Source organism: Paenibacillus sp. NPDC056933 (genome assembly GCF_042674385.1).
Taxonomy (GTDB): Bacteria; Bacillota; Bacilli; order Paenibacillales; family Paenibacillaceae; genus Paenibacillus.
On sequence record NZ_JBHUQN010000002.1, the window covers coordinates 933619 to 952140 of the forward strand.

General features: G+C 47.6%; 14 protein-coding genes and 1 tRNA gene. 5 read left to right on the forward strand and 10 right to left on the reverse strand.

Annotated elements, in window-relative coordinates:
• Window positions 1-297: 297 nt before the first annotated feature.
• From ACFTRD_RS19150 to ACFTRD_RS19185, 8 genes are all read right to left on the reverse strand, one after another.
• Window positions 298-3219: an insulinase family protein gene (locus ACFTRD_RS19150; RefSeq protein WP_379382715.1), complete on the reverse strand. Its 2922-nt coding sequence runs from the start codon at window positions 3217-3219 to the stop codon at window positions 298-300.
• Window positions 3220-3493: 274 nt separating this feature from the next.
• A complete protein-coding gene (locus ACFTRD_RS19155; protein ID WP_379382717.1) occupies window positions 3494-4921 on the reverse strand; it encodes a 6-phospho-beta-glucosidase in 1428 nt (475 codons plus the stop codon).
• 1 nt (window position 4922) lies between these two features.
• Window positions 4923-6218 (reverse strand): glycoside hydrolase family 140 protein, encoded by a 1296-nt coding sequence (locus ACFTRD_RS19160; protein WP_379382719.1) that lies wholly within the window; start codon window positions 6216-6218, stop codon window positions 4923-4925.
• A gap of 73 nt (window positions 6219-6291) precedes the next feature.
• The gene (locus ACFTRD_RS19165) at window positions 6292-7596 is read right to left on the reverse strand and encodes a PTS sugar transporter subunit IIC (protein ID WP_379382721.1); all 1305 of its coding nucleotides are present in this window, start codon (window positions 7594-7596) and stop codon (window positions 6292-6294) included.
• A gap of 217 nt (window positions 7597-7813) precedes the next feature.
• Window positions 7814-8113: a PTS sugar transporter subunit IIB gene (locus ACFTRD_RS19170; RefSeq protein WP_379382723.1), complete on the reverse strand. Its 300-nt coding sequence runs from the start codon at window positions 8111-8113 to the stop codon at window positions 7814-7816.
• Window positions 8114-8115: 2 nt separating this feature from the next.
• Complete coding sequence (locus tag ACFTRD_RS19175; protein WP_379382725.1) at window positions 8116-8469, reverse strand: PTS sugar transporter subunit IIA; 354 nt, start codon at window positions 8467-8469, stop codon at window positions 8116-8118.
• Window positions 8470-8692: 223 nt separating this feature from the next.
• Window positions 8693-10639 carry a BglG family transcription antiterminator gene (locus ACFTRD_RS19180; RefSeq protein ID WP_379382727.1) on the reverse strand — a complete coding sequence of 649 codons (1947 nt, stop codon included), beginning with the start codon at window positions 10637-10639 and terminating at the stop codon, window positions 8693-8695.
• A 37-nt stretch (window positions 10640-10676) separates the two neighbouring features.
• Window positions 10677-11747 (reverse strand): LacI family DNA-binding transcriptional regulator, encoded by a 1071-nt coding sequence (locus ACFTRD_RS19185; RefSeq protein WP_379382729.1) that lies wholly within the window; start codon window positions 11745-11747, stop codon window positions 10677-10679.
• Window positions 11748-12051: 304 nt separating this feature from the next.
• Between ACFTRD_RS19185 and ACFTRD_RS19190 the strand changes: the two genes are divergently transcribed.
• From ACFTRD_RS19190 to glpK, 4 genes are all read left to right on the forward strand, one after another.
• Window positions 12052-13515, forward strand: coding sequence for an L-fucose/L-arabinose isomerase family protein (locus ACFTRD_RS19190; RefSeq protein WP_379382731.1), 1464 nt, complete (start codon window positions 12052-12054; stop codon window positions 13513-13515).
• Between the two features lie 86 nt (window positions 13516-13601).
• On the forward strand, window positions 13602-14444 hold the full coding sequence (locus tag ACFTRD_RS19195; RefSeq protein ID WP_379382733.1) for a transketolase: 843 nt from the start codon (window positions 13602-13604) through the stop codon (window positions 14442-14444).
• A 5-nt stretch (window positions 14445-14449) separates the two neighbouring features.
• Window positions 14450-15385: a transketolase family protein gene (locus tag ACFTRD_RS19200; RefSeq protein WP_379382735.1), complete on the forward strand. Its 936-nt coding sequence runs from the start codon at window positions 14450-14452 to the stop codon at window positions 15383-15385.
• 12 nt (window positions 15386-15397) lie between these two features.
• The gene (gene glpK / locus ACFTRD_RS19205; protein ID WP_379382737.1) at window positions 15398-16897 is read left to right on the forward strand and encodes a glycerol kinase GlpK; all 1500 of its coding nucleotides are present in this window, start codon (window positions 15398-15400) and stop codon (window positions 16895-16897) included.
• A gap of 299 nt (window positions 16898-17196) precedes the next feature.
• Here the strand turns inward: glpK and ACFTRD_RS19210 are convergent.
• Both ACFTRD_RS19210 and ACFTRD_RS19215 read right to left on the reverse strand, forming a co-directional pair.
• Window positions 17197-17282, reverse strand: a tRNA-Leu gene (locus ACFTRD_RS19210).
• 247 nt (window positions 17283-17529) lie between these two features.
• Window positions 17530-17979 (reverse strand): hypothetical protein, encoded by a 450-nt coding sequence (locus tag ACFTRD_RS19215; RefSeq protein ID WP_379382739.1) that lies wholly within the window; start codon window positions 17977-17979, stop codon window positions 17530-17532.
• A gap of 206 nt (window positions 17980-18185) precedes the next feature.
• Here ACFTRD_RS19215 and ACFTRD_RS19220 point away from each other — a divergent pair, with 206 nt between their 5' ends.
• Window positions 18186-18422 (forward strand): hypothetical protein, encoded by a 237-nt coding sequence (locus ACFTRD_RS19220; protein ID WP_379382741.1) that lies wholly within the window; start codon window positions 18186-18188, stop codon window positions 18420-18422.
• Window positions 18423-18522: the final 100 nt, after the last annotated feature.

Consider the following 18522-nt stretch of genomic DNA (forward strand, 5'->3'; position numbering starts at 1 on the left):
GAAGGTTTGCTTGGGGACATGCAGGTAATAATTCGGCATCGCTGGCTTTTGCTTCGGAATCATGATGGCACAGTCGGATGCCAAACGTAATCGAACACACCTCACCACCCTGGTCCATACAAAGTATAGACGAATAAAGTTTCAGTCTTTGCGGGCTATGACCTTCTTTTTCACACACAAAAAAGGGCGGCAGTTATGAGCCACTACAGCTCATAAAAGCGCCCTTTGGATTTTGGATCAGGTGTTTGCGCATTCCCTGCTAAGCCTTCGGCATTGTTGCATCATTCAATTCAAGCCCTAGTTTTTGATTAAATCAAGCGTTTCGTCAAACAATTGCTTCTGATCCTCAATCTTGTTTTCGTTGCCGATAACACAGCGTTGCTGTTGTTCCAATATCGTGGACACCAGTTCGGCAAAACCAATAATATCCCTTTCCGTTGTGCTCAGTACTTCATCCCGTTCTTTCTGCAAATCCGCCTCGGTGACATTAGACAGATAACACTCCAGAGAGAATGATCCTTCGCCATGAGGAGTTCTCGGCGTATCCAGGTCCTGGATGGCACCAATGATATACCTTGTCATCTCCCGTGTATCTGCTTTGAACTCCTTCAAGTATTGCGGTATCGCTTCATATACTTTATATGTTTTCTCAAGATTCGGGTCACGGTACGATGCAACATAGCTGTCTCCATTACGTCTAAAGCCTGACATGCAGCCATAGGCTCCGCCTTTGGCTCTAATATTGTTCCACAAGTAATCCAAGGACAGAATTCCCTGCAAGACACGAAGTGAGCCTGTGTATGCATATCCTTTATCGATAAAATTACCCGTTTGAACAACATATTGGACTTCAGATGGTGATCTGAACCCTTCCTTGTGCTGTACAGGTGTGAATACCGCTGTTTCCTTGACAACGTCTTCGGTGAACAGTTTCGCCTTCAAATCGGACACTTGTTTCTCCAAGCCCGCATATCCCTGATCATCCGCTGTGTAACTCACAAGCAAGTTTTCCGGTCTGAAAATAAAACGGGTCAACGATTGAAGACGGGTCGACAGCTCTTCTTTTCTTGCCTCAAAGTTCGCCTGAAGGTCCTCAAGCCACTGGTAAAAAGTGATACCGCTAACCGATTCCCTAAAGTTTGCAACCGCCGAATGTTTGGAAGTCGACCGGCCAATTCCTGCGGAATGTCCCCCGCTGATCATGTTGCGCTGCAAATTGCCTTTCAGCTGAGAAATAATTTCGTATAAACGCTTCGAATCATTAAATTTGGACGTGAACACGATTTCTTTGATCATGTCAAACGCAAACCCAAGCTTGTCATATAACACTTTGGCATTGAATTCATAGGTAGCCCTGAAGTCTTTGTGCTCATGTGCGTTTGCATACGTACCAATCCCGCTGTGAATGCCCCCGGAATGGATATGGATTTCATTCGATAATTCATTAAATGAGAAATTTTGAGTATCGACGTAACCCAGCACACTTTTTAGCAAGCCAACATAAGGCAGCAAGTGCCGTGGGACTTCCTTAATATCGAATAACAATCTCAGATAACCAATCCCATTGGTATAGATGTTATGGTGCAGAACAGTAGTACCTTCGACCTGATGGAATGTCTGATACAGTGTGGATGCTTTCGGTTCAATATCCTCTATCGATAACGTTGGAATGACCTGCTGTTGTTCCTTGGTTGAAGGAGCATTTTGATATTCCGCGAGTGCCTCGGTTCTCTGAATGAATTGCTGAATTTCTTCCTGGCTCAACCGAGCCTTAACCGATTTCAGATGCGCTTTTAACGCTTCCTCTTTTCGAGCATTCAACCCTTTATCCGGCGTGACTGCGACAAAAGAAGTATGTGGATTTTGCAGTATATACTGTTCAATCAATTGCTCGAAATAACCCTCGTTCATCTTCGTTCTCAGCTCGGCAAATACGTCATTGGCTTCCAAATGAGTGAAAGGAGCCTCATCATCATACAGCCAGCTTTGCAATGAGGAGAAGCCATAGATCAACCCTTTGGGCATTCTTCCATAGTCTGCTTCCCGATGATTAAACTCATAGGAATTAATGCCTGCGAGCAGCGCTTTTGGATCAAAACCATCCTTCACCACACGCTCCAGCACGTCTTTCACCGTACCCAGAAAATCCTCTTTGCTCGACAGATTGCTCTTCTTCAGTCCGATGGTGAACACAGGCTGATACAAACTGTCATCATACGTACCATATACATCCTTTGCAATTCCTTTATCCAGTAGAGCCTGCTTCAGAACAGCTCCCGGAGCGTTGAGCAGTGCGTACAGCAAAATTTGAAAAGAAACGTTTAATTCCTTGTCCAAACTTGTGCCAATAACGGCATTATAGGTCAGAAAGCTGTTATCCACTTCCGATTCCGTGCTGCCGGCCGAGTATGTCTTGACTGCGTCGACTCTTTCTTCGAATGCAGGCTGGAGCTGAATGGCAGAATCAATCTCGATTCGGTCATATTCACTCAGATAGTTTTCGTCCAGCCACTGCAATTTTTCTTCCATATCCATATCCCCATACAAATAAATGAAGCTGTTGGATGGGTGATAGTATCTGGAGTGAAAATCCAGTAATCCCTGATAGGTCAGATTGGGAATTTCGTCAGGGAATCCACCGGATTCACAGGAATATGTAGTATCCGGGAAGAGTGAATTCAGAACTTCCCTGCGCACAATCCGTTCTGGTGAAGAAAAAGCGCCTTTCATTTCGTTATATACAACACCGTTATAGGTTAACTCATCTTCGGCTGAAGTCAGGTTGTAATTCCAACCTTCCTGCAGAAATATTTTTTCATTATCATATATATTCGTGTTGAGTACCGCATCCAGGTAAATATCCATCAGATTATGGAAGTCATGGTCGTTGCGGCTTGCAATCGGATAGATCGTTTTATCCGGATACGTCATCGCATTCAGAAATGTATTGAGTGAACCCTTCAACAATTCAACGAAGGAATCCTTAGCCGGGAATTTCTTGGAGCCACAGAGCACGGAATGCTCCAGGATGTGAGCCACACCTGTGTTATCTTCCGGAGGCGTGCGGAAACCGATACTGAATACCTTGTTATCATCCTCATTGGACAAAAGTACAATTTTGGCACCGGATTTCTGATGTTCCAACAGATACGCGTCTGATTTCAACTCCTCGATTCTGCGTTCCTGCAGCACCTTATATGGCTTAAGCTGTTTCAACATGGGCTGAGTCCTCCGTCCATACGATTATTTATTTTGTTTTGCAACCATGAGTTCATCATGATAAAGGTAATTTATGCCTATGGATAGTATACACCATCGTTCCTGATAATTCATAACGGGGCTCCCCTTGGGGCGTCTCCTGATATGTATTATGATGTGATTATATTTATGAACTTGGATTGTACGGGAGAATTCAAAAATCCGGACAAAAAACAAGCCTCTAGAATCGCTTCTAAGGCTCGTTTCGTGTTAAGGACATAGATTTAAATACGATTTATTCTAAATCTTCACCGTTGCTTTGGATAACTTTTTGATACCAATAAAATGATTTTTTCTTACTACGTTTCAGAGTACCCTTACCTTCATCATCACGATCAACGTAAATAAATCCATAACGCTTGCTCATTTCGCCCTTGGTGGCACTGACCAGATCAATACATCCCCAATTCGTGTACCCCATCAACTCCACGCCATCTTCCAGGACTGCCGCTTTAAACGCCTTAATATGCTCTCTCAGATATTCGATTCGATAATCATCTTCCACATAGCCATGTTCATCTGGCGTATCCACCGCACCAAGCCCATTTTCCACAATAAACAATGGTTTCTGATAACGGTCATATAAAATATTAAGCGCTGACCTCAATCCTAAAGGATCAATCTGCCAGCCCCATTCGGAAGACTTCAAATAAGGATTTTTAATGGATTTGAATATATTTCCAGCCGTTTCATGAGCAACCGATGGATCGGTGGCAACAACCCGGGAAGAGTAGTAGGAAAATGAAATAAAATCAACTGTATGTTGTTTTAACAGCTCTTGGTCTCCCTGTTCCATCACAATATGAATATTTTCTCGTTCGAATTTTTTCAATGCATAACTCGGATAGGCACCCCGGGATTGAATGTCAATGAACAGATAATTTTCCCGATCCTTTTCAACTGCTTTTGCATAATCCTCCGGACGACAAGAATACGGATAGTTATTTCCTCCTGCCAGCATACAGCCAATCCTGTTCTCCGGATCTACTTCATGCGCTATTTTGGTTGCAATCGCACTGGCCATTAATTGATGATGCATGGCTTGATATTTAACCTGTTCTTCATTTTCATCTGGTTCAAAGCATAAGCCCGCGCCCAAAAACGGTGCATGCAGTATCATATTCACTTCATTAAAGGTCAACCAGTATTTTACCAGCCCTCTGTAATGATTGAATACGGTACGACAATAGTTCTCAAAAAAACGAATCATTTTACGATTACGCCATGAACCGTATTTTTTGATAAGAGTAACTGGAACATCAAAATGGGCTAAAGTTACCAATGGCTCGATATTGTGTTTTTGTAATTCCCGAAATATATTCTTATAAAAGATTAAACCTTCTTCGTTCGGTATCTCTTCATCCCCATTGGGGAAAATTCTAGTCCATGATATCGACATGCGATACGTTTTAAAGCCCATTTCAGCAAATAACTTGATGTCATCCATATACTGATGATACATATCAATAGCTTCATGTGCCGGATAAAAGTGCTCATCATCCAATTCAAGCATTTTAATTTTCCCGGCCATTACTCCTGCCCGATCGTTGCCCGTAGGCAATAAATCAACATTGGCTAAACCGCGGTTTCCTAGATTATATCCGCCTTCACTTTGATTTGCCGCGGTTGCACCGCCCCACAGAAAGTTAGGATCCAACCCCATTCTATATCACCTCATTTGATTTTTTCACACCGATCAAAAGAACATCGCTTTCGAAATCATGCATATCTATAACTGTCGTTTTCTCTTTAACAGTGATGACAGCGGCCGCAAATCTGCGGTGTTCAAGGTCGATAATCGTAAACTCATATTCACCAAGGTCCGCGTCCAACCTCAGCACTGTATTGACAGGCATATAAATGGCGATCTTGGACATGCTGGCGGTTGCCGCTGCCCGAATCTCTTCCGTGTTCTTAAGCACAATGTTCCACGGCTGCAAATCGGTCAGCCCATACATCTGAAACAGCCATTTGGCAAATCCATAATCCCACGCTCCCTCAAACTTGAGGGCAGCCTGCCAATCATAAGGGCTGTCAAACCCTTCTCCTGTAACTCCGAATCGCTTGCCTTTTTTGTGCCAGCTCCAGATTCCGTGCGCCCCGTAGGCTACACCAGCTGCCGCTCCGGATAAAAGACTTTGCCAGGCAGCCTTGCGCACATCGGCACGACTGAACCGGCCGTAATTCTGACGACTGTACCCCATCATTTCGTAGCAAGGCTCCGAGTTCAACACCGGCCGTGTTACCGGCTTGCTGCTGAAGTCGATAGCTAAGGTGTAGGCCGTAGGCTGAAACTGCGAATTGTGGCCGGACTGGTACATATAGAAATCCAGATCACCATCGTTTATGAATTCGTCCGGCACTTCCGCAAGTCGTCCCTGAATATGCAAGGTGGTCAAGCACTCCGGGCTATGCCTTTTCACAACACGAAGTGCAGTCCGATAGTATTCATTTGCCCGTTCGGACGGAAAGTCCGTGTCCCCACTCACGATATAGATCGGATAGTATTTGGAGAAGCGGTCCGCTGCATAACGCACATATGCTTCTACTGCATCCAGTGGCATCTTTTTATCTTCCCGGATTCTGGACGCCCAGGTATCGGGTATATAATTGCACCAGAGCAGGACAAGCGCTGGTACAAACCCTTTGCCCACCGCTATTTCCACCATTTGCTCTGCTCTTTTGAAATACTCTTCATTGAGCGAATAAAAATCATAAGTACCGTCTTCACACCGGGCAAACGGCTCCTGACTCAAATCACTGCTGCTGGCATCCCACTGCCGCAGCAAATTGATCTGCAGAACATTAAAGCCCTGGCTTTTCCTGTAGTCCAGATAATAGTTCCATTCCTCCAGCGAGATATTGGTAAATGCGCTCCAAACCGTATCGGCTAGATAGAAAAAAGGAGCCCCTTCACTGACGAAATAACGTTTGTTCTCCGCTATGCCAAGCTTGATCATACAATATTTCCTCCCTCTCGAGTAATAACAGAAAACGGCGCTGAATACGCCGTTTTCCGAGTGTATTGTCCGTTTATGAGATGACTGCACCGGCATTGATCCCGGCTAACCCTTCCTGTTCCGAATTCTCCTGTGCTTTACGTTCCCTCTCCAGCGCCTGTCTGTCGAGTATTCTAAAGAATGGATAATAGATCAACATACAAACGGGAATAAGAACAAGCTGTGCAGCAGCAAGCCTCCAACTGCCCTCAATGAATCCCAAAGCAAATATCGGCGTTCCGAATGCAGGATAAATTCCTATTGGTGCCGGCAGCAAGCCGATAGTGGTCGCAAAATAGCCCAGCACCGCGCAAACGATAGGGGAGGCGATAAACGGAACTGCCAGAAGCGGATTCAGAACGACCGGAATGCCGAAATTCAGGGGCTCATGTATCGAGAAGAACGTCCCCGGCAGGCCAAGTTTCCCAATCGTACGCAGTTGCTTGCTCTTGGCGAGAAAGACCAGCAACAGTGCGAATCCGAGCATTGGTGCATAATTGGCATAGATGTACCAGAACGCCAGTCCAATAATATTCGGCAACGGGGAACCGGCCTGAAATGCCTCAAGGTTCGCAAGATCCAGACTCATCCAGATGGGCTTAACGATAGCCAAAGTGACAATGGCTCCGTGAATCCCGAACATCCAGAGTGCCTGCATGATGATCAGCGCAATAATCAGGGCCCCCAATGATCCGCCCAGACCTTCCAGCGGCACTTGCAGATAGGTATATATAAATTGATGGACTGTAACAAAAGAGGTTTGCATGAACAATCCGGATATGACAACGAAAAGGACGGCGACCAATATGGCTGGAATAAGGCCCGAAAAGGTTTTGACGACCGTAGGTGGAACTCCCTCCGGCATTTTAATGGTCCAGTTGCGGTCAACAATCCATATATACAATCTCGCGGCGACCAAACCTACAAACATGGCTACAAACAATCCCTGAGCGCCAAGCCATTGCAGCGGCAATGCCCGGACTTTGTCGAAAGTCTCCACCGGCGTAAGGATTAGGAAGGAGAGCAGCGCAGTCGCTGCGGGAACTAACGGGTCCTTGTCGAAGGACTGCGCCAGTCTGTAAGCAATGAAGAATACGGCATAGAGGGCGATAATCCCCGTAGTCATGGTTGATGCCAAACCAATAATTCCTTTTACCGGCGCAATAAAGTTCTGATAAGGCTCCCAGGCAAGTGCGGAGAACAGCGTTGAGAACGCCCCGACAATCAGAAAAGGAAGTGTTGACATCAGACCATTCGAAATAGCGCTCATATAGCGATTTTGCTGAATTTTACCTGCGAATCTTTGCAGCTTGTGGGATAGCTTTTGTTCATTTGCCATATCCGTTCATCTCCTGCTTTAGAATTTCATCGATAAACACTAGTTAGAGAACGCTTCCATTTGATGAAATTAGAATCCTTCACTAACAAAAGCTGTTCTCGTGAATCCGCCACAACTGCTCCAGATTGTACTCATTCTGACGCCATCCGATCTTGAAGTCCATTTCTGCCAACAGTGCAGCGTGTCTGTTATAGTAATAGCCACTTGCAACCAATGATTACAGGCTTAAAGCATCGGCAAGCACTTTCTCACCGTTCATCATGCCATAATCCATTCGATCGATTACGCTTACTTTAATGCCTTTAGGTTCATATTTGCTTTTAAAATCACCTTCCAGATACCCGACCTGTGGCCCAATCAGCAACACATCCGTCTTGTCCGCATACTCCTTGAAAGAACTCTCGGAGGTGGCTCTGATCTCTACCTCAATATTTTGGGCCTGTGCCGCTTTCTGCATTTTCTGTACCAGCATACTTGTTGACATTCCCGCTGCGCATACCAGAGTAATTTGTTTCATTCTTAGTCCTCCCTGATTGTAGTGTTATGAACAACCGCCGCTTCATAGCGGTTTAATCTGTCATAAAGCTCCACCATATGTCCCGCCAAATCCTTCGTCGTAATGGCTGACATCAAATGATCCTGTGCATGTACCATCAACAGTGTCACTTCATGTGTAGCTCCTCCCGCTTCCTGCTGGATCAGCCGTGTTTGCGATTTATGCGCACTCACCAGTTCCTTCTTGCATTCCTCCAGGCATTCAGCCGCCTGCTCCGAATGGCCTTTCTGGGCAAGCGCGATAGCTTCCATAGCCTTGCTTTTGGCAAACCCTGCATTGGTTATAATCCCCATAATAATTTCCTGATACTCATCCATTATGTTCACCTCTTACATTCCATTTCTTTGTCTTACAAGATCAGTGTATACGATTACAACTCACATCTAAACGCAATCCTTTTCCACTACGAGCGGAAATGCTTACACCCGCATATATTTGCACCAACCAGCCGAATACAGCACTCTCCAAGAAAAATAAAAAAAGACTCCGCACCGCCGTCTGCCGAAAATCCGGTCAAACGCCACACAGAGCCTTGAACGATCAATACAGTTTATGTCTGACAATAACTTGGGCAAACTCTCCATACGTTTTGCATTCCAGCATTTGCTGGATAATCTCGGAATCGTCGACCAGCCCCATCAGGTGTTGATACATTTTCACTTGGGGCTCTTCACCACTCTTGGCTATACTGAGCAAACAGACAAATTGTACCGGCCGCCCGGACCAGTCAATCGGAGACTTAAGTGTACATATCGCCCATACCGTGCGATTGCTTTGCGGAATGATCGGATGGGGAATGGCCACCAAATTCCCATAGGCAGTTGGTGCCGCATTTTCCCGTTCGAGAACCAGACCGATGAAACCTTTGGAGGACCGAATCAACCCGCATTCAGACATTTTGTCCCCGAGAAACGTAATGATCTCTTCCTTTGTGGTAAAGCTCTTTCTCAGAAACACGAGTTCTTCCATGATGTAGCGAAAAGTATACGACTTCTCCCCGTTCAGCAAATCATTAATTTTATTCATATCCCCGCCTCCCAGGAGTGTCTGCACGACAATTACCGGAACAGACAACGGTTGTGAAATGGGGACAGTGCTGACCACAAAATCAATGTTGCGCAAAGGGACCTGCTGCAGCTTGTAAAGCTCGGTTGTGCCCACAACCTCCAGTCTCTCGCCGAATTGGCTCCTTAACTTGTAATACAGCAGACGAGCGCTGCCTACACCCGAAGTGCATACGACCAGGCAACGTTTGGGCCTGGTATCCATCTGCTGTCTTTCCATTGCCGCTCCGATATGAATAGCCAGGTAGCCCATTTCCGTCTCGGGAATCAACAGATTGAGTTTACTCTCAATCAATTTGGCTCCGATGACCCCTGCCTCAAAAGCCAAGGGATAGTTGCTCTTCACATGCTCCAGCATCGGATTGCGGATACTCATCCCGTATCTGACACGGTTCAGCGCAGGCTTCAAATGGAGGCAAATACCCATTAATAGCTCTTGATCCCTGCTGATCCTCAGGTTAAGGTCCCTGTCAATTCGAGCAAGAATTTCCCTCCCCAGCTCATAAATCCCGCGGTCCAGCATCTTCTCGGGACCGGCTTGTTCCATCTCTTCCCCGTTTACCTCCGCAAACCACTTGTTTCCAGCCAGATGCATGGCTATATAGGCAACCTCATCTTCGGGAAAAGATAAGCCCAGTTCTCGTTCGATCAACGCCACAATCTGCTCGGCAGCCTGAAATTCCTCAGCAGCCCGGAATTCTTCCTTCTCATCCATGAGCAACGCGACCCGGTTACCGTCACGAATTCGCTTACAGGCGATCGCAATATGAATAGTCAGATTGCTGAAGGCAACATCTGACAGGCTCACGCCAAGCTTCTGAATCTGTTCCAGAATGATGCTGCGTATCAGCGTCATCTCGCGGGGAGAGACAATACGCAGCGCATCCTGTATTCCGGTGCGTTCTTCATCCGAGCGGTTCACAACGAATTCAGATATGCACAAACGCAGCCGGACTTCATCCCCCCTTAGCCTAATGCCATAGTTGGGGCGTTTGTCTATGCCAATCCCGTAGGCAAGCAATGTCTGCTTAACACCCTTAAAATCGTTCTGAACCGTGGACTTGCTGACATATAGCTCATCTGCCAACTCTTCAAGCTTCAAATACGCTCCGGCAAGCAGGAGGCGCCTGATTAAATAAAGCTGCCGGTATTCAGGTGATCCCGAATCCTCCGGTTCATTGTTCAGATACAATTGCTGTAAAAGCATACGAAAGCTGCTATCGTCTGTAATCTTCAGTTCATACCCTCTTGAGCGAACAGGTTGAACCGATGCTCCATGCTTGGCCAGGAAATCATCCAGCTCTCTGATGTCACTGCGTACGGTGCGTGAAGTAACCTGAATCAATTTTGCCAGATGCTCGCTTTTGACAGGAATGTCTGCAGCCAGCAGATGCTGTAAAATCGAAACCATGCGTGAATTCATTCAAGGTCCCCCTGTTCTAATACAATGCAATACGATTTTAGTCCAGCCCGGAGCTGTCCGGCTTTTGTCCTGCAAGCCCGCGATCGACAGGAGCCGCGCAGGAATTCCGTTCCACAAAAATGGTGTCTACGATAATTTTACTTGTCCCTTGCGACAATGCATCAGTCAGTAGATCAACGGCCAGACTGGCCATTCTTTCTTTATCCACGTGGATCGTAGTCAACTCCGGAGTGACAACCATTGATTCGTTAATATTATCAAAACCTATGACTGAAGTATCCTGTGGTACCCGGATGCCCAGCTCATTCATTGTCTTCATGGCGCTGATCGCAATATAGTCACACTCGCAAAACCAGGCTGTAGGCATACTGTGCCCGTTCTCCAAATAAGTGGTTAACTGCCGTTTCAGATCATCCTGAGAAGTAAGAATAGTTGGCGCCACGGACAGATGTGCTGCCTCGGGCACCATTAGCCCTCGCTCCGAAAGCGCCGCCATAAAACCGCGTTTACGTTCCTCAAAATTATGAATTCGTACATTGGAAGCGATATAGCCAATTGAGTTGTGTCCAATGTTGCTTAAATAGACCCCGGCCTGATATGCACCCATCACATTATTAATTTGAATAAATTGTACAGGCAACGTCTCAAAACAGGTGTCAAGTACAACCAGATTCGGCAGTTTGGCATGAATATCCCTGATTTGCTCACGGGTCAAATTGGTGCCCAGCACTATGGTTCCAACACTGCGTTTCTCATCGGCGACCACCTGGATATCCCTCTGGAAAAATTCGACATCTACCGTTGAAAAAATCAGGGAATATCCTTTCTGACGACAGCGTTCTTCAATAAAATGAATCAATTCTTTGAAAAATGGCTGTTGATAATATTCTTCAAGGATAATTCCTGAATTCGTACATACAAGAAAAAGCAGCGATTTGTCTACTTTTGTAATCGCCACTTCCCTGCCCCTGGGGCTGTATCCAGCTTCATAGGCGACTTGGAGAATGCGTTCTCGCGTATCCGGGCCAATTCCCGGCTTGCCACTGAAGGCCAATGAAACGGCTGCTTTGGATACATTGGCCAGTTTAGCGATATCTTCCATCTTCATGCCTTGATTCTCCATTTCTTAATAAAGTAACAACACAACAAAGTAATACGTGAAGTTTACACCGAATCGGGTTTCGATGCAATGTTTAGCTAAATAAAATCAAATTTGTTTAGTTATTAGTTTAGTTATTATAGCTAAACTACACTAAATTATTCATTGACACCGCTTAAACGCAATGTTAACATGACCTAAAAAGCTGAAAAATATATTCAGTTAAGTCAAAATAACTAAACTATAGTCATTTTGTTTAGTTATTGTTTTCATTCAACAAGGCTGAAATATTCCATACCGAGGAGAAATGATGATGAAGAAATTAAAGTTGGGTTACGCCCCAACACGCCGTTTTACTTTCAGCGCTGAGGATGCATTTAAGTACAAAGTAGAAATCCGCAAGCAAATTGAGAGCTTTGGAATGGATATTGACATTGTGGACCTGGAAGGCCTAAACGAGGAAGGCCTGCTGTACGACGACCACATTAATGCCGATCTGATTGCCAAGCGGTTCAAAGAGGAAGAAGTTGATGCCGTATTTTTTCCACACTGCAACTTCGGTACTGAAGACACGGTAGCCCGGGTCGGCAAAGCGCTTGGCAAGCCCGTTCTGCTCTGGGGGCCGAGGGATGAAGCCCCCCTTGCGGATGGCATGCGCCTGCGCGACACCCAGTGCGGTATTTTCGCCACAGGCAAAGTACTACGCAGATTCAACGTCCCCTTCACTTATGTAACCAACAGCTGGGTGAATGATCCGGTATTCGAGCGTGGTTTCACGAATTTTGTCGCGGCAGCTAACGTTGTGCGCCAATTCAAGAGCCTGCGGATTCTCCAGATCGGCCCGCGTCCCGCTTCATTCTGGACCATGATGTGCAATGAGGGCGAGCTGCTTGAACGCTTCGGCATTGAGATTCATCCGATCACCCTTGTCGATATTCAGCTCCGCACCCGAAAAATCGCTGCCGGCAGCAGCGCCGAACTGCTGGATACGATGGATTACATTAAAGAAAAGCTCGACTACAGCGAAGTGACCGAAGATGACGTCAGACGGATCGCCGCTTTAAAGGTGGCCATGAAGTCCTTTGCCCGTGAAACGGGAAGCAGCGCTATCGCTATCCAGTGCTGGTCTTCGCTGCAGGAGGCGATGTCGATAATGCCGTGTCTGGCCAATGCGATCCTGACGGATGAACAAATTCCGGTCACCTGCGAAACGGACATCCATGGAGCCATTACCTCCATTATGGTGCAGGCGGCCGCCATGAATGAATTACCAACCTTTTTTGCGGACATCACCGTCCGCCATCCCGAAAACGACAACGGTGAACTGCTGTTCCACTGCGGAAATTTCCCTGTCTCGCTTTCTGTGGAGCAGAAACCGAAGCTGCGTAAGCACTTTCTCTTTGATGACCATGCTCCAGGAACCCATGAAGGCGAAATCCGCGGCGGCGGCATGACCATTGCCCGGTTCGACGGCGACCACGGTGAATACTCGATGTTCCTTGGCAAGGCCCGTGGCATCGAAGGCCCTTATACCCGCGGCTCCTATGTATGGGTGGAAGTGAACGACTGGCCGCTGTGGGAAGAAAAGCTCGTCAAAGGTCCTTATGTTCATCATTCCGTAGGCATCCATGCCAATGTTATTCCGGCCATCTACGAGGCCTGCAATTATATCCCGGGGCTGACGCCGGACCCCGTAGATCCTACAGAACAGGAAATCCAAAGCTGGCTCAGGGGGTCTGATCTTGCCCGCACTAAACAGTCGGGTCTACACGTGTAAAGAATAGAGAAAGTCCAATCCTTGCGCAGTTGCCTCTACGAAGCATCAGTTCATTTTATATATTACATCTATCAGAGGAGGATATTATGGAAATCCAGGAACTGAAAGTCAAGGCCGCACAAATCCGGATGGATCTGCTGACCATTATTCACCGCGCCAAAACGGGCCATACAGGGGGATCTTTGAGTAACACTGACATTTTGACGGCTTTATATTATGAAATTATGAATATTGATCCCGCTAATCCGAAATGGGAAGACCGTGACCGCTTCATTGCCAGCAAAGGCCATTCCGTAGAATCACTTTGGTGTGTTCTGGCTGACCGCGGTTTCTTCCCCAAAGAAGAACTGGTAACCTACAGCCAGTTCGGCACCCGGCTCATCGGCCACCCGAACAACAAGGTTCCCGGCATCGAGATGAATACCGGCGCCCTCGGCCATGGTCTACCCATTTCCGTCGGAATGGCACTGGCGGCCAAGCGGGACAGACGGTCTTACCGGGTTTTCTGTCTGATGGGAGACGGCGAGCAGGCCGAAGGCTCCAACTGGGAAGCCGCCATGGCAGGCGCCCATTATAAACTAGATAATCTGGTCGGCATTATCGACCGCAACCGGCTTCAAATCAGCGGAACTACCGAAGAGGTCATGGGCCTGGAACCATTGGACGAGAAATGGACCGCCTTCGGCTGGAACGTTGTTTCCATCAACGGCAACGATATGGAAGAACTGCTGCAGGCATTCCGCACCGTACCGGAAGTACCCGGCAAACCAACACTGATTATGGCCAATACGACCAAGGGCAAGGGTGTATCCTTCGCCGAGAATGTTCCCGCCTGGCACCACCATGTGCCGAACGATGAGGAATTGACGCTGGCCCTGTCCGAGTTGAGCGCGTCCATTGAGGAATTGACACAGAAAGGGCAGGTGTAATAACCATGAACAAGATTCCCAACCGCCAAGTCATCTGTGACACACTGATGGAATTGGCCCAAGACGACCAGGATATTATGGTACTGGCCAGTGATTCACGCGGTTCGGCCGCGATGGCTCCATTCGCCAATACATTTCCGGAGCAATTCGTAGAGGTTGGTATTGCAGAGCAGAACATTGTAGGTATGTCCGCCGGATTGGCCCACAGCGGCAAGAAACCTTTTGTCACCTCACCTGCCTGCTTCCTGAGCATGCGCAGCATTGAGCAAATCAAGGTTGACGTCGCTTATTCGCGGACCAATGTGAAGCTGATCGGGATCAGCGGCGGCGTAAGCTACGGTGCGCTCGGCATGTCCCATCACTCCGTACAGGACATCGCGGTGGCCCGTGCCATTCCGGGACTGACTATTGTGCTTCCCGCTGACCGCCACGAAACGAAGAAGATGACCGAAGCGCTGGTTAAATATGACGGCGGCGTATATGTGCGGATCGGACGCAACCCGGTCGAGGACGTATACGAATCCGACGATTATCCGTTTGAAATAGGTAAGGCTGTAATTGTACAGGAAGGTTCCGATATTACGATCATTGCCGCCGGTGAAACCGTACGTGTTGCCCTCGATGCCGCCGAGGCGCTTGCCAAAAACGGCGTATCCGCACGGGTCATCAACATGCATACGATTAAACCCTTGGATGAAGAGGCCATAATTGCTGCGGCCCGGGAGACCGGACGCATTATTACGGTTGAGGAGCACAGTATTTACGGCGGCCTTGGCGCTGCCGTGGCGGAGGTTGTCGTACAGCATCATCCCGTTCCGATGAAGGTACTCGGCATCCCGGATGAACCGGCCATTGCCGGCAAAACAGCGGAGGTATTCCGCCACTATGGCCTTACGGGCGACAATATCAAGCAGGTTGCGCTCGAATTGATCAACAAGTAAAGGGCGAAGCATATGGACCACAATCAGAAATATATATTGGCCATTGACCAGAGCACTTCAGGCACCAAAGCACTCCTGGTAAACTCTGAAGGAATAGTCGTCGCTCGCAGCGGAATGGCGCATAAACAGCACTTCCCCCAGCCAGGCTGGGTAGAGCATGATCCGCTCGAAATTTATGATAATGTCATAAAGGTGGCCCACAGCGTGCTGGAGCAAACCGGCATCCATCCGGCGGAACTGGCTGCTCTGACCCTTACCAACCAGCGGGAAACCGCGCTAATGTGGGATAAGACAACAGGCCAACCGGTATATAATGCCATCGTCTGGCAATGCCAGCGTACTGCGGACCTATGCGCCGGGCTGAAGCAAACGGGCCATGAAGAGACCATACGCGCCAAAACAGGACTTATGCTCGATCCTTATTTCTCAGCCGCCAAATGGGGCTGGATCATTAGTCATGCAGAAGGAGCCGCAGAGCTGCTGGCCGAAGGAAAGCTGCTCGCAGGAACCATGGACAGCTGGCTGATCTGGAAGCTGACCGGCGGTAGCACACATGCTACCGACTACACGAATGCCAGCCGTACCTCGCTGTTCAATATCCATACCTTGGAATGGGACGAAGACCTGGCCCTGATGTTCGCTGTCCCTTCTTCTCTGCTGCCCGAGGTTAAGCCTTCCGATGCCATATTCGGATATACGGCGGACAGCAGCCTTTTTGAGGAAAGGGTGCCGATCTCAGGCGTGATCGGGGATTCCCAGGGCGCGTTGTATGGCCACCTCTGCTTTAAGCCTGGAAGCGCCAAAGCAACCTTTGGAACCGGCACCTCTGTGTTGATGAATGTAGGCGCCCATCCGATTGATGGCGGTGACGGCCTTGTAACCACGATCGCCTGGGGTGCCGGAGGACAGGTTACGTATGCGCTTGAAGCCGTCATCCGGTCCACCGGAGACAGCATCAAATGGATGCAGGATAATTTGGGGCTTTTCTCTACCTTTGCGGAAATGCAGGAACTGGTTGAAAGCGTGCCAGAGAACGACGGCGTTTATCTTGTCCCCGCTTTTGTTGGCATGGGTGCACCCTATTGGGACCCATTTGCCAGGGCGGCAATTACCGGCATGAACCGCGGAACCATTAAAGCCCATATTGTCCGGGCTGCGCTGGAGAGTATTGCCTATCAAGTCAGAGATGCGGTTGAATTCGTTGAGCGGCAGTCTGGCATTCAACTGCTCGGTCTGCGGACCGACGGTGGTGCCTCCTCCAATGCCTGGCTCATGCAATTTCAGGCCGATCTCCTGGGTAGCGTAGTGGCCCGCTCCACCTGTGCTGAGCTATCGGCCATGGGCTCAGTGTATCTCGGCGGGCTCGGCACAGGTGTTTGGTCCGATCCGGAGCAGATTGCAGCCCATCTGATATTATACGAGACATACGAACCAAAGCTGGATGAAGTCACCCGACAAAATTATTACACTGGCTGGCAGCGAGCTGTCCAGTCCGTGGTGCAGCGGATTTAATAGAAGAGTTCAATTGAACTTCAGGTATCCCGTCCCTATGTTCTGGGTTCCACCGATCTGTTGCTGCTTAATGTAAGAAAGCCTGCACTTGAGCAGGCTTTTTTACTGATTTTTCATTGTCTGAACTATGTCCCAATTCTGGCTAACTGAATTGAGTTCAAAACACATGCCTTATTATAGTAGTAAATCGTCCCCAACGGAAAAAAAGACGCTCAATCCCTGTGACTCAGGAAATTGAATCCAAACTATAAAAAAAAGGAAACCCCTTATGTATCAAGGAGTTTCCTTTTCTTAATGGATGCCGAGGACCGGGATCGAACCGGTACGGTAGTCACCTACCGCAGGATTTTAAGTCCTGTGCGTCTGCCAATTCCGCCACCCCGGCATATGTATGTATTGCTTCATCACTTCGGGCGACAAGAAATATCTTACCATGAAATTTATAACTTTGCAATACCCTAACAACAAATAATTCAAAAAAAATGAAACAGGCACTGCCAGCGTGAGCAAGCAGTGCCTAGAAAGTTCGAGTTGCGGTCCCGAACTTTCTATAAACCATCTATATTAAGGGAGGTGTAAAGTAAGAATACCTCCCCAACATTAAAGAAACCTAAAATCAGGCTTAAATTAAACTAAAAAAGAAGAATAGGTGCAATTCGGTCTGCATCTTCGTCACTGCATTCCACTACCACCAGGATGTGCCCCTGCACCAGCCATTCTTCATAGTAATTGGCATCCTTTTCAGAGACCCCTGCTTCTGTCAAGGTTAGCACCAGATCATCCGTCTCACTTCCAATCTCGTTGCCTGCGAGTTTTCGTACCGCTTTTCCTATGGTCATCGTCTGATCCATCCGCTTTCCCAGACCAGCAAGTACACCTTTAAGTGCCCCTAAGGCTCCATCCGTCCCTGCACCCTTCAGAGGCATCGGCAGACCGGTCTTCTCGCTTACCACTTCAAGATTGACCTGCTCTTTGGCTACCGCTCCCAAATATTTATTTGCTATCCCTTCCTCTTTCAGTTTATTTAACAGGATAATGGCTTCATTCTCCGTACGCGCAAGTCCGATCAATAACTGTGTCACTTGCATCCCCTCCCTCTTATCCTTATATAACCCCAGGAGCTTCTTCAAAAACCGATAGTCCACACTAAGCCCAATCACCTATGTAAAATTTAATTTCGTATCTGGAAATCCATACCTAGTTCTGATAGACTAGATAAAGAAGACAAATTAACCATTGAAATTATTGACATATCGAATTACTATTCCATAAGCAGGAGCAATGACATATGAAAAAAGAGGTAGAAATTGCCATTCGCCGTAAACAGCAAATCATCGTCCGCAATACAAGCGGGCAAACCGTGACAGGATTCCCGGAACGTACAGCCGATGCGTCCATTCTCTCCTTGCGTACCGTCCACGGAAGCCTGTGGATTCCATTCGACGAAGTTGAACAAGTCACACGATTGTTAAGCATTCGCTCTCATCATTCAAGTGGAATGCATCTGTGTACAGCTGAGCTGTAATTCCAGATGAAGCACCTCTCTATTTATAGGCAAACAAGACGTGTGTTCATATCTTCAGTCACACCATAAAACCAGACGCATCAACGTCTGGTTTTATGTT

What these genes read in the sequence shown, in the direction of transcription:
- ACFTRD_RS19175 (WP_379382725.1), bottom strand. Translation starts at nt 8,469, where the DNA reads ATGGATGAGTATCAGGAAATTATTATGGGGATTATAACCAATGCAGGG.
- ACFTRD_RS19155 (WP_379382717.1), bottom strand. Translation starts at nt 4,921, where the DNA reads ATGGGGTTGGATCCTAACTTTCTGTGGGGCGGTGCAACCGCGGCAAAT.
- ACFTRD_RS19190 (WP_379382731.1), top strand. Translation starts at nt 12,052, where the DNA reads ATGAAGAAATTAAAGTTGGGTTACGCCCCAACACGCCGTTTTACTTTC.
- ACFTRD_RS19195 (WP_379382733.1), top strand. Translation starts at nt 13,602, where the DNA reads ATGGAAATCCAGGAACTGAAAGTCAAGGCCGCACAAATCCGGATGGAT.
- ACFTRD_RS19165 (WP_379382721.1), bottom strand. Translation starts at nt 7,596, where the DNA reads ATGGCAAATGAACAAAAGCTATCCCACAAGCTGCAAAGATTCGCAGGT.
- glpK (WP_379382737.1), top strand. Translation starts at nt 15,398, where the DNA reads ATGGACCACAATCAGAAATATATATTGGCCATTGACCAGAGCACTTCA.
- ACFTRD_RS19150 (WP_379382715.1), bottom strand. Translation starts at nt 3,219, where the DNA reads ATGTTGAAACAGCTTAAGCCATATAAGGTGCTGCAGGAACGCAGAATC.
- ACFTRD_RS19160 (WP_379382719.1), bottom strand. Translation starts at nt 6,218, where the DNA reads ATGATCAAGCTTGGCATAGCGGAGAACAAACGTTATTTCGTCAGTGAA.
- ACFTRD_RS19180 (WP_379382727.1), bottom strand. Translation starts at nt 10,639, where the DNA reads ATGAATTCACGCATGGTTTCGATTTTACAGCATCTGCTGGCTGCAGAC.
- ACFTRD_RS19185 (WP_379382729.1), bottom strand. Translation starts at nt 11,747, where the DNA reads ATGAAGATGGAAGATATCGCTAAACTGGCCAATGTATCCAAAGCAGCC.
- ACFTRD_RS19200 (WP_379382735.1), top strand. Translation starts at nt 14,450, where the DNA reads ATGAACAAGATTCCCAACCGCCAAGTCATCTGTGACACACTGATGGAA.
- ACFTRD_RS19220 (WP_379382741.1), top strand. Translation starts at nt 18,186, where the DNA reads ATGAAAAAAGAGGTAGAAATTGCCATTCGCCGTAAACAGCAAATCATC.
- ACFTRD_RS19170 (WP_379382723.1), bottom strand. Translation starts at nt 8,113, where the DNA reads ATGAAACAAATTACTCTGGTATGCGCAGCGGGAATGTCAACAAGTATG.